Origin of the sequence: Paenibacillus sp. FSL R10-2778 (assembly GCF_038593035.1) — a bacterium.
Taxonomy (GTDB): Bacteria; Bacillota; Bacilli; order Paenibacillales; family Paenibacillaceae; genus Paenibacillus_AQ; species Paenibacillus_AQ odorifer.
Window position 1 is genome coordinate 4030839 of sequence record NZ_CP151956.1, and the last position, 12274, is coordinate 4043112.

The 12274-nt window shown below is 43.5% G+C and carries 12 protein-coding genes; 4 read left to right on the forward strand and 8 right to left on the reverse strand.

The window, feature by feature from the left end; genetic code table 11:
* Position 1 precedes the first annotated feature (1 nt).
* Positions 2-235: a helix-turn-helix domain-containing protein gene (locus NST40_RS18260; RefSeq protein ID WP_076306105.1), complete on the reverse strand. Its 234-nt coding sequence runs from the start codon at positions 233-235 to the stop codon at positions 2-4.
* 151 nt (positions 236-386) lie between these two features.
* Here NST40_RS18260 and NST40_RS18265 point away from each other — a divergent pair, with 151 nt between their 5' ends.
* From NST40_RS18265 to NST40_RS18280, 4 genes are all read left to right on the forward strand, one after another.
* Positions 387-1043, forward strand: coding sequence for an XRE family transcriptional regulator (locus NST40_RS18265; protein WP_076306106.1), 657 nt, complete (start codon positions 387-389; stop codon positions 1041-1043).
* 30 nt (positions 1044-1073) lie between these two features.
* Positions 1074-2276 (forward strand): tyrosine-type recombinase/integrase, encoded by a 1203-nt coding sequence (locus NST40_RS18270; RefSeq protein ID WP_342409858.1) that lies wholly within the window; start codon positions 1074-1076, stop codon positions 2274-2276.
* A 204-nt stretch (positions 2277-2480) separates the two neighbouring features.
* A complete protein-coding gene (locus NST40_RS18275; protein WP_036688050.1) occupies positions 2481-3824 on the forward strand; it encodes an amino acid permease in 1344 nt (447 codons plus the stop codon).
* 20 nt (positions 3825-3844) lie between these two features.
* Positions 3845-4462: a hypothetical protein gene (locus tag NST40_RS18280; RefSeq protein WP_342409859.1), complete on the forward strand. Its 618-nt coding sequence runs from the start codon at positions 3845-3847 to the stop codon at positions 4460-4462.
* Between the two features lie 282 nt (positions 4463-4744).
* Here NST40_RS18280 and NST40_RS18285 read toward each other — a convergent pair whose 3' ends face one another.
* The 7 genes from NST40_RS18285 to rhaD form a co-directional block, all read right to left on the reverse strand.
* Complete coding sequence (locus tag NST40_RS18285) at positions 4745-6196, reverse strand: nicotinate phosphoribosyltransferase (protein WP_076128292.1); 1452 nt, start codon at positions 6194-6196, stop codon at positions 4745-4747.
* Between the two features lie 51 nt (positions 6197-6247).
* Positions 6248-6787 (reverse strand): isochorismatase family cysteine hydrolase, encoded by a 540-nt coding sequence (locus tag NST40_RS18290; protein ID WP_076194688.1) that lies wholly within the window; start codon positions 6785-6787, stop codon positions 6248-6250.
* Positions 6788-6816: 29 nt separating this feature from the next.
* A complete protein-coding gene (locus NST40_RS18295) occupies positions 6817-7587 on the reverse strand; it encodes an NUDIX domain-containing protein (RefSeq protein ID WP_036688055.1) in 771 nt (256 codons plus the stop codon).
* A gap of 242 nt (positions 7588-7829) precedes the next feature.
* Positions 7830-8279, reverse strand: coding sequence for a YlbF family regulator (locus NST40_RS18300; protein ID WP_076128288.1), 450 nt, complete (start codon positions 8277-8279; stop codon positions 7830-7832).
* A gap of 25 nt (positions 8280-8304) precedes the next feature.
* Positions 8305-9891, reverse strand: coding sequence for a tRNA (N6-isopentenyl adenosine(37)-C2)-methylthiotransferase MiaB (gene miaB, locus NST40_RS18305; RefSeq protein ID WP_038571650.1), 1587 nt, complete (start codon positions 9889-9891; stop codon positions 8305-8307).
* A 273-nt stretch (positions 9892-10164) separates the two neighbouring features.
* Entirely contained in the window at positions 10165-11259 is a 1095-nt protein-coding gene (locus NST40_RS18310; protein WP_341003004.1) for an NADH:flavin oxidoreductase, read from the reverse strand.
* Between the two features lie 148 nt (positions 11260-11407).
* Complete coding sequence (gene rhaD / locus NST40_RS18315; RefSeq protein WP_036688060.1) at positions 11408-12253, reverse strand: rhamnulose-1-phosphate aldolase; 846 nt, start codon at positions 12251-12253, stop codon at positions 11408-11410.
* Between the last annotated feature and the right edge of the window lie 21 nt (positions 12254-12274).

The window sequence follows — 12274 nt, forward strand, 5'->3', positions numbered from 1 at the left end:
GCTAAATCGCAACATTTTGATTAAAAAATTTTGGGAATACCTCTTCAAGAGTCATCTTGAACTTATGCGCAATTTTGACAGCTTCTTCAAGAGTGATATCCCTATCCCCTCTTTCTGACCTCAGATAAGTTTCTTTGTTGACCCCAAGTAAATCAGCCATTTCTTGAACAGGAACTTTTATCAACACTCTCCTAATATAAGCTAATTCGGCGTATCGGGTCTGTTTCGCTTCCATGTCTTCACCTCCTAGCGTGTTTCAATCGTAATACAAACGTTGCGGTTTTGCAACATTAATTATTCATTTTATCGTTTATGATATTTTTCGCAACGATTTTGTTGCCAAATAAGTATTACTGTTGTATATTTATTTCAGGAGGTATCAAAAAATGGACATATTTAGTAAAGTCTTTTCAGAGTTGGTTAGCAAAAGTAACTATACAGACGCAGAATTAGCGAGACGGTTAAACGTTAATCGCTCAACTATAGGACGTTGGAAAAACGGAGATTTGTCCCCAAAATTACCGAAGCTAAAAGATATTGCTGATCTATTTCAAGTAAATCCCCTAATTTTCGTTGACGATCAATATAAAAAAACAGTTCTTCCTAAAGAAGCCATTCCTGTAAAGGGTACTTCCGTTTTAGTTCCGCTATATGGTTCAATTGCAGCTGGTTTGCCTCTTGAAGCTATCCCAGTAGAAGAATACATAGAAATCCCTGAAGAAATAGGAAGCTGGTATCCTACTGCATTCCTTCTCCGAGTTAACGGGGATAGTATGAACAAAGTTGTCCCTAATGGCGCTTACGCGCTCATTGATCCTTACAATGGTGAGGACGTTGTGAATGGCGATGTTGTAGCTGTGCAAGTAAACGGATATGAAGCTACCCTAAAACGATTCTTCAAATTACATAACACGGTTGTCCTTGAGCCTGATAGTTATAATCCGGATCATGTTGCTCAAAACTTTACGTCTCCAGAACTGGACAGTCTCAGAATCATGGGTAAATTGGTGTGGTATATGTCTCCGCCAAACGTTAAATATTAATTTCCGTTCTTGAAAGGGGTGAATTTAAAAATGGCCAGAAAAGCAAAAGAACCTGTTAAGTACCCAGGGGTTCGCGAAAAAAATGGACGGTTCACTTATCGTTACAGTATTCAAAGTACAAGTAAATCGGGAAGAAAACAAAAGGAAACGCCTAGTTTTCCTACAGCCAAAGAAGCATATGAGGCAGGAATTCGGATTAAGGCCGAGCTTCTCAATGGTGTTTACTTCGAAGAAAAGGATATTTTATTTGATGCTTTTGCTGATGAGTGGTTACTAATGTATGCAGCTCCTGGAAAAGTGAAAAATTCTACTGTTGATATTAGGAGATGGGAATTAAAAAAGTGTTCCCCATATTTTGGAACTAAAAAAATTGGAGACATTACAAAATTAGATTACCAAAAAATGCTTGATGATCAAAAAAAGAAAGGAGCAGCAAAGAATTCAATCTCCCTCTTAAACACAACTTGCAAGATGCTTTTTAAGAAAGCTGTTGAGCTAGGAGTAATTAAAAACAATCCCACAAATGGCTCTGAACTCCCTGCATACACTGAAACTGTTGAAGATTTGGAAAACAAAACTGATCTTCCTCATTATCTAGAGCGTGATGAATTGTCTAAACTTTTGACCGTTATTAAGATCCAAGGTGAAACGCAGGATTACAACCTCTTCTTTTTATTGGCATATACAGGCATGCGAATCGGTGAATTAGCTGCATTAAAGGCGAAAGATATTAATAAGACTGAGGGCTATATTTCTATAACCAAGACCATTTACATGAAGGGTAAAGCAACTGAATTTTCCTTAAACACGCCTAAGACAAAGTCCTCTCGTCGAGAAATTGATATAACACCAAATGTTTTATCGGTATTGGAAAATCAATTAGCATGGCGTAACGAATTCAAGATGTCTCGGAGAAACGAATACTACGATAAAGATGACTTTGTGTTTGTTAATAATAAAAACTTGCCTGGATACCCTTTGAACATCATTTCATTGGACAAGAGGTTTAAAGATTATTTGGAACTTGCAAAATTGCCTTCGAACCTAACGCCTCATAGTTTGCGTCATACTCATGTCTCTTTATTGGCTGAAATTGGAATAGATATCGAGACGATCCAAGAAAGACTAGGTCACAGCAATGCCGCAGTAACAAGACGCATTTACTTACATGTAACAAAAAAAAGGAAAAAAGAAGCGTCAGAAAAGTTCGATATGCTCATGAAAGATATATAAGTGTGGGGATTATGTGGGTAAATCATTGATTTTGTCTTATTCTATAAGAGGAATTTATCACATTCTTCATGATAAATATCACACACCGATGAAAAATCACCTCTATTTCTACAAATGTGTATCATTTATACTTTTCAACTAGTCCATTTCAGGATAAACTGATTCTTGGTGTAATTTTTTGAACCTACTTAGGAGGCATTAAATGTGAAGTCAAACGAAGCATCATTACAGAAAAAATTGCTTCCACGGCATATCAGCTTTATGGCGATGGGCGGCGTAATCGGTACGGGGATTTTTAAAGGAAGCTCTGAGACGATAAGCATTGCTGGACCAGGGGTTGTTCTCTCCTATGTATTGGCAGGCTTGCTGCTACTAGTCGTTATGGGTGCAATTGCCGAAATGGCCACGGTATACCCGAACAAAAATATGAAGGAATTCATCCGCGAGGCTTTTGGAGAACGGCTCTCCTTTATCGTGGGTTGGCTATATTGCTTCATGTGGTTGACTGTCTGCGTGATCGAAGTGCTGGCGGCAGGAAGCTTCTTGCAGTACTGGTTACCGGATGTTCCATTATGGCTACTGAGTCTAGCAAGTGGTGCTTTAATTATTGGCATCAATATGATGAGTGTAAGCGGTTATGGAGAGACGGAGTTTTGGTTAGCAGGAATCAAAATAGCTATGATTATCATCTTTATTATTCTGGGAGCTGCATTATTGTTTGGGCTATTGCCTATGTCTGAAGGGACCCCCTATTTAAGTAATTTTACGGATTATGGCGGATTATTCCCACAAGGCTGGACACCTATCTTCTCTGCCCTTCTGGTCGTCATGTTCTCCTACGGCGGATCTGAGCTGATTGGACTAACTTTAACAGAAACTCAAGATGCAGAAAAAGTGTTGCCTAGAGTTGTCAAAAGCTTCATTTTGCGTGTTATTCTGTTCTACACCATTCCAATTCTGATCATCTGTGGGTTAATTCCTTGGAATCAGCTTAACGAGCATACCAGCCCCTTTGTGCAGGTATTAGCAGCTACAGGACTTAAGGGTGCTGACCATGTTATGAACTTCATACTGATTACGGCTGTGCTCTCTGCTGCTAACTCTGGTATCTACGGCGCCACACGGATGTTGCACTCTTTGGCTTCACAGGGTGAAGCTCCACGTAGCTTAGCAAAGACCTCAGCAAAAGGTGTGCCGATCAACAGTCTTAAACTTTGCGCTATAGTTCTTTTTGTTGGTTCTATGTTAGCGTACTTCGCACAGGATGGACTTTTCCGGCTGCTGATGGCTGTTCCCGGCTTCGTAGTAAGCTTGGTATGGATCAGCATCTGCCTATCACAGCTTAAGCTGCGGAAAACCTATCCTAAAGAGCCAAGCTTTAAAGTGTGGGGTTTCCCTTATATTACGATTTTGACGCTTATCTGTTTGTCGGTTATCACGATTTCCTTCCTTTTCGACACTCAGAACCGGATCAGCATAGGCACATGTCTGGGCTTCCTGCTGATGCTTACCATCTGGTCATTCGCTAAATTCCGAAAGAAGAACTAAACTATATATCTCGCACTTACATGAGAAAAGGTGTATCCATTATTCTTCGCGATCGCGTAGAACGGGGATACACCTTTTCTTATGGGACCGTTGATTTGCTCACTCGCACCGGATGCGCCTCATTCTGCGGGTTTTATACCGTTGATTTACCTACTCACACCGGATGCGCCTCATTCTACGGGATTTATACCGTTGATTTGCCTACTCGCACCGGATTCGCCTCATTCTGCGGTATATATACCGTTGATTTACCTACTCACACCGGATGCGCCTCATTTTGCGGGATTTATACCGTTGATTTGCTCACTCACACCGGATGCGCCTCATTCTACGGGAATTATACCGTTGATTTGCCTCCTCGTACTGGATTCGCCTCATTCTGCGGGATTTATACCGTTGATTTGCTCACTCACACCGGATTCGCCTCATTCTACGGGATTTATACCGTTGATTTACCTAATCGCACCGGATTCGCCTCATTCTGCGGGATTTATACCGTTGATTTTCCCACTCGCACCGGATTCGCCTCATTCTGCAGGAATTATACCGTTGATTTGCCTCCTCGCACCGGATGCGCCTTATTCTGCGGGATTTATACCGTTGATTTGCCTCCTCGCACCGGATTCGCCTCATTTTAAGGGATTTACTAATTCTTTTGGGGGTATGGTAATTTCTCGATGTACTTTAAGTAGTGTTCTGTTGCAAAAAATACAACAAAAGCCAAAACAGATATACGCAGACAAGCTCTCTTATATACTTTCAGAAAATAAACTCGCGGCGATCAAAGTTAACAAACGCAAGCTTCACCAAACATCAGCTTCATCCAAACATCGGCTTCACCCAAACGTCGGCTTCACCCAAACGCAAAAAAGCACGGGAATCTAATCTTCCCGTGCTTCTTTCCATCGAAACTACAAAACCTACTCTATCTCCGGCTGAATATGCTCCGCGATCAATTGTTGCTTGCTGGTCCAGACCTTCTCACTCAGATTCACCCGGTATACCTCTGGATTGAGCTTACGCAGATATTCCGGCCAGAACAGATCCTTCTGCTCCCGATGGTAACGGCGAACTTCATTCAGATCCGGCAAAGTATAGACCTGGAAGCCGTTCACGTAAATCGGCTCAAGCATAGGCAGCGCTTCATAACGCTCCACATACTTGTGCATGTATGGATGCAGCGGATTAAACAGCTTCACCCGACCGCCGTTACGTGGAGCTTCCTCTTCCGGGAAGCAGATATAATCTGCTAGCGCTTTGCCATTTTTCCCGATAATCCGGAATACGTCCTTGCTGCCTGGTGTGGATACTTTTTCAGGGTTAGAAGAAATCTTGATTGTCGGTACCATTTCTCCAGTAGCGGACTCAATTTCTACCAGCTTATAAACTCCACCCAAAGAGGGTTGATCCGAAGCCGTAATCAATTGTGTGCCTACACCCCATGTGTCGATGGCTGCACCTTGCAGCTTCAGATCCATGATTGTATTCTCATCCAGATCGTTGGACGCCACAATCTTCACATAATCGAGCCCCGCTTCATCCAGCATATTCCGTGCCTGCCGGGATAGATAGGCCAAGTCACCGCTGTCTAAACGGATACCGATCATCTTTTTACCTTGAGCTTCAAGCTTTTTGGCGGTTCTAATCGCATTCGGCACACCACTGCGCAACGTATCGAAGGTATCAACTAATAGTGTAACTTCATCAGGCATCACCTTGGCATAAGCATCAAAAGCTTCCTGCTCACTGCTGAAGCTCTGAACCCAAGAATGAGCATGTGTACCTTTGGTAGGGATGCCAAACATTTTACCTGCCAGCATGTTGGAGGTTGCATCAAAGCCACCGATATAGGCCGCTCTAGCGCCCCAGACCGCCGCATCCGCTTCTTGTGCCCGCCGGGTACCAAACTCCAGCAGAATATCATTCGGAGCTACCTGCTTGATTCGGGAAGCCTTCGTAGCGATCAGCGTCTGGTAGTTCATGAAGTTCAGAATAGCGGTCTCCACCAGCTGCGCTTCCATGATCGTCCCTTCCACACGGATTAGTGGTTCATCCGGGAAAATCAACGCCCCTTCTTTCATCGAATAAACGTTGCCCTGAAAATGAAATTGCAGCAATTCTTCCAAAAAAGCAGGAGCGTAATTTTCTTCTTGCTCCGACAAGTAACGGATATCATCTTCGGTGAAACGCAAGCCGCCGATGTACCCCACGATACGCTCTAATCCTGCGAACACGGCATAGCCGTTTCCGAAAGGCAATTTGCGGAAATAAGCTTCAAATACAGCTTTTCGCTTATGGCTTCCATTCACCCAGTGAGCATACATCATATTGATCTGATATTTATCTGTATGTAGCGCAAGTTCTCTCTTCAAGTCCTCATCTCCTAATATCCACGTTGCTGTATGTGTATGTTTTTTATAGTATTATGCCTTAACAACGTCTGCTCCTAAACTTCCCCGGAAATGATTTAGTGCCCATTTATGTCCATCCGCGTTGAAGCTGGCGACCGCATCTTCGTGCACAGTAATAGTAAAACCTTTGTTATATGCATCCACCGCAGTGTGCAAAACACATATATCTGTACATACGCCAATCAAATGAAGGTCAGTAATGCCACGTTCCCGCAGCTTAATCTCCAGATCAGTTCCACTAAAAGCGCTATATCGAGTTTTGTCCATCCAATAGATGGAATCCTGGTCAGCTTCATAAACAGTTTTCAAACTTCCATAAAGCTCCCGCCCTCTAGTCCCTCGTACATTGTGAGGTGGAAACAGTTTACTCTCGGGATGATAAGGATCATTGTCTTCATGTAAATCCACAGCCATTACAACATAATCGCCATTTTGGACAAACTCAGACGTTAATTGGCTGATTCTTGGCTCGATATCGATTGCAGGCTGCCCAACCGGTAAATTCCCATCGACAAAATCATTGGTAAAGTCAATTACTATTAGTGCTCTCATGAGAATCGTCCCTCCCCTGATTTAAGACACTACGTATAAATGGACAACAATGGCTCGTGATCTGTAAACATATACAGCTGAGCCGGGCGTTGTGAGTATTGATTGGAGCTGAGTGCATTGCCCTCTTCATCTCTCACTTCTTTTAATATACCCTGACGGCTGCGTGTTGACGTGATTTTACGAATAAAATTTGGCTCTTTAAATTCCGGCACTACTGTCTGAATCACCTGATAAAGCTCACTTAGCGTAAAATGCCTAGGCAAAAACTGTCTTGCTATCGTTGTCTGCAGCATTTGCTGTTGGATACGTACGTATGCATCCTTGATGATTTCATGGTGGTCAAAAGCGAGCTCCAGTTCTTCTAACGCTTCCTGTAACGTAAATAAACCCACTTCACCCGCATCGTCGGAAGCTTGTCTTTGCTCCAGCATCCACTCTTCTACTAAGGCGAAAAAGGCATGGCTGATAATCCATCCCCGAGGGTCGCGGCCAGGTGTACTATAAACCCCAAGATATTCTAAGTGACCTCCATCGACACCGGTCTCTTCTTTCAGCTCACGAGTTGCAGCATCATATATAGACTCATCTTCCTGACAGAATCCGCCTGGTAGAGCCCACATGCCTGCACATGGCCATTTTTTCCTTCTAATTAACATTACCTTCAACTCACGTAAAGGCAGCGTCTTGGTGACCGTCTTCCGCTCGCGTTTGGTAAGTGTAAACATTACAATGTCGGCCGGAACACCATCCGGTGTACGATATTTTTTGGCGTTATAGGTTAATTCCCCATTGTCGCTCATAATTGCCCCATCCTTTTCCGAAGCTGTAGTTTTACTTATTCGTATCTTTAAATGTACCAAACATGTTCTTCATAAATCAACAGATGAATTCCATTATTTTACATTATCCTACAAAAAAGACTATATGAGAAACGACGTTGTCGTTGAATTATAAGGATTATGTATGTTCATGTACTTCACTTCTACCTCTTATATTGAAATAAAGGGACGGATCTGCATCCGCCCCCTGAACTGAGTGTGGGTTATCCGCATGTGGTCGGAGGCGCTTCAGTGCCGGCTTCCACATTTATTTTTTCCGAAACGGTATCTCTAATCACGGAAATTACCAGCTGAAGCAAATAATTAATGTCGCTCTGGCTTTGCTGAAATTCGTTCACGACTGGAATACCGTCGATCTCATCTTGCAGCACTTCAATTTCACGTTCAATTTTGGCGACCATATCTTTATTATTGAAGCTTTCGAAGGCCACGATTTCTTTTTGTTTTTTCTTAATGGTCGCAATCAGTCCTTGCACACGCTCGTGATTAAGAATTTTTTGCTCAGCCTGCTGAAAATGGCGTACCTCTTCACTGGTTGAGATTAATGATGCTAGTTCTTTAGCTTTGCCCATAATATCCTCGCGAACGATCAGATCACGGGTATTATAAGTTTTCATTCCATATTTATTCAACTGTTGTTCTTCTGTACTCATTAGTCATCTCCCCATTCGTATGTGATTAATGAACAGCTGCGGCCTCCACCACAATATCCCCTTTAATGTACCATGTTTTGGTATCTGTAATTCTCACGTTTACAAATGTGCCGATAAGCTCCTTAGGACCTTCAAAATGGACCAGCTTGTTAGCGCGGGAACGGCCGGAAAGGACTTCGGAGTTATTCTTACTCTCCCCTTCAACCAGCACCTCTACAACTTCACCCAGCATCCGGTCATTAATGATCCGGCTGTTCTCTTTGATGAGATCATTTAATCTTTGCAGACGTTCACTCTTCACCGACATCGGTACATTATCTTCCATCGCCGCTGCTGGTGTGCCCTCACGTGGAGAATAAATGAACGTATATGCCATATCATACCCAACCTCACGCACAAGCGATAGGGTATCTTCAAATTGCTCATCAGTCTCCCCAGGGAAACCAACGATAATATCGGTACTTAATACAGCATTCGGCACACTTATCTTAATCTTGCGTACTAATTCCAGATAAGCTTCCCGGGTATATTTACGGCTCATTTTCTTAAGAACAGCAGTACTTCCCGATTGAACCGGCAGATGGATATGCTCCACCAAGTTGCCGCCTTTGCCTAAAACCTCAATCAATTTATCGTCAAAATCTCGTGGATGCGATGTCATGAAGCGAATGCGCGGAATATCAATCAGACGCATATCATCCATCAGGTTACCGAAGGTGTAATCAATATCCGTAAAATCTTTACCGTAAGCATTTACGTTCTGCCCCAATAGCGTTACTTCCTTGAAGCCTTGGCGCGCAAGCTCTCTCACCTCAGCGATAACGTCCTCTGGACGACGACTGCGTTCTTTACCGCGTGTAAACGGTACGATGCAATACGTGCAGAACTTATCACAACCATACATAATGTTCACCCAAGCGCGCATGCCTTCCCGCTTCTTCGGCAAGTTCTCAATAATGTCGCCTTCTTTGGACCATACCTCAACCACAAGCTCTTTACTAAATACCGCTTCTTTAATGAGGTGTGGCAACCTGTGAATATTATGCGTACCGAAGATCATATCCACGAAGCCATGCTTTGACATAATCCGGTTGACTACGCCTTCCTCTTGGGACATGCAACCGCATACCCCTAACAACAGACCCGGCTTCTCGATCTTCAGGTTCTTAAGATGTCCTAGCTCTCCAAATACCTTATCCTCGGCGTTCTCCCGAATCGCACAAGTATTCAGCAAAATGAGATCCGCGTCATTCCGGTCAGCGACACTGCGGTAGCCCATCTGTTCCAATAGGCCCTTCATCGTTTCCGTGTCATGCTCATTCATTTGGCAGCCATAAGTCGTTATATGATAATATTTGCCCACTCCGAAATTCTGCATCTCTTCAGGAATCTCGAAATCATAATGCACTTCTATTTCTTCCTTGCCGCGCCGTTTTCCTTCTTTATAGTCAGGCTGGCTATTAATTTGCACATTTCTTCCTTTAATCCGGTAAGTAACCTTACCTTCCTCTTCACTAATTACCTTTGCATCACTAAAATCAAAATATTTCGAATAATCCTTAGAACCCTTGCCGGATTTTAAGTCCGGTGAGTTATGGTTCCCCTTTGTCATGCTGTTTTCACGTCCTCTATTGTTCAACAATTATTTTTATACTTTGCTAATTTAAAATTATAACATAATGCTGGCCTAACATAGAAGTGCCCGGTCTATTAATGATGTAATGAAGCGTTGCATATCGACAAAAAAATACCCCGCCAACGTTTGGCAGGGTCAAGTTCTATCATATTAAGGGGGGTATGCTACTATTATAAGCAGATACACTCCTCTTGAAACAGTTACACAACCTCTTACCTAAAAAAATAGTCATTGTATATTCTGCTAGTTTTAGTAAAGCGTATTCGTTGCTTCAGGAGTAAATGGGATGATTTCGTCTATCGCTCCACTCTGTACTTTGGCAGGCCAAGCCGGATCGCTAATAAGCGCTCTGCCCACTGCAACCAAATCAAACTCCTCCCGATCAAACCTTTCAGTTAACTCATCAATATTATCCTCAGGCTTCTGAGCTTTATCTTCCTCGAAGAAATCGCTTTGCAGGCCAATAGAGCCTACTGTAATACACGGCTTCCCGGTAAGCTTCTTAGTCCACCCAGCTAAATTAAGATCAGAACCAGCAAATTCAGGTTGACTGAAGCGTCGGGTCGAGCAATGAAAGATATCTACACCCGCTTCGCTAAGCGGGGCCAGGAAACTTGCAAGTTCTTCTGGAGTCTTCGCCATCTTCTCATCATACGCCCCCAGCTTCCACTGGGAAAAGCGCAGCACGATTGGGAAGTCTGGTCCAACCGCTTGACGACATGCTTTAATGATCTCGACAGCGAATGTTGTTCTTCCTACCCAATCGCCACCGTAACGATCGGTACGTTTATTCGTTCTATCCCAGAAGAACTGGTCTATCAGATACCCATGAGCGCCATGCAGCTCGATGCCATCAAAGCCAACGCTTTTGGCATTTGCCGCCGCTTGAGCGAAGGCTGTTACTAAACTTTCAACCTCTTCTGTGGTCAGCGGCTCTGTCACCGGCTCACCTGCTAAATTCAGACCCGAAGGGCCTACAGGAAGGGCTTCAACGTTAGGATACTCGCCGATTGTACGCGCCATCCCCACATGCCAAAGCTGCGGGATGATCTTGCCGCCAGCTGCGTGAACCTCTTCCACAACCTTCTTCCAGCCTTCTAAAGATGCTTCTTCATATATATTAGGAATATCTTGGTGACTGACAGCCGCTGGATGATTTATCGCAGTACCCTCAGTAACAATTAATCCCACTCCACCCTCCGCACGTCTACGATAATAAGCGGCAACATTGCTTCCCGGCACACCCTTCGGAGACTGCGCGCGTGTCATCGGCGCCATTACAAATCGGTTCGACAGCGAAAGATTCCCCACTTGAAAAGGTAAAAATAGTTGCTCTGTATTCATATGTTACCTCCAATTTATTAATTGATTACTTTAAGTAAGCTTATTATCTACCCAAAAGATGGGAAATGCAAATTTTAAGAAAAAGACAACAAAAACCGGACCTCGCAGAATCTACGATTGCCCGGTTTCACCAAATTATAATGACTCTCTAGACTTCAAGAATCCCCGCTTTAGGGGTAACTCCAAATGCTTTAGCTAAATCCCATAGCTGTTGGTCTGTGATCTTTTGTTTGATTTCTCTACCGCCAATCAGGTTGTAGATCGTCGCAGCCTTTTCAACCGTTTCTACTAGACCAAAGGTAGCATCCATGGTGGAGCCAGTGCCAAAAATCCCATGCTGCGGCCAGATGACTAAACGGTGATCCTTCATTTTTTTGGCAGTCTCACGGCCGATTTCACTGCTGCCCGGAACAATCCACGGAATAACACTGACGCCATCAGGGAAAACAACAAGGCACTCTGTGCACATTTCCCATAACGTTTTGGTAAACTTCAGTTCGTCCAGATCATGCGTGAAGGTCATCGCGATAACATTTGTAGCATGTGTATGCAGCACGATACGGTGTGTGGGATCTACTTTCAGACGTTCAATATGACTCATAAAATGCGAAGCGAGCTCACTCGTAGGAACTGCACCATTCCGCAATCCCCACAATACTTCCACACTTTCGCCATTGCCGCTAACTCTTAACACTCCCAAATTCGCTTCAGGGTCTTTAATCACATTTCTGAAATATTTGCCTGAACCTGTTACGATAAAATACTTGCCTGCTAATTCTTTTACCGGAAAGGTGAGTTTGATCGTGCGCAACGGCTCCAGTACATTAATATACTTAGCCACCTCGTTCTCATCCAGCAAATAGCTGACATTCCCACCATTCAGTTCATCCCAGCCAAGCTCCCACATATGACGGGTGATCTCTGACATTTCCTGAATAAATGGAGCTTCACTGCTGGCAATATAACCTTTTGATTCTAACAAGGATGTACTCATAGTCTATTCTCTCCTTTGTAT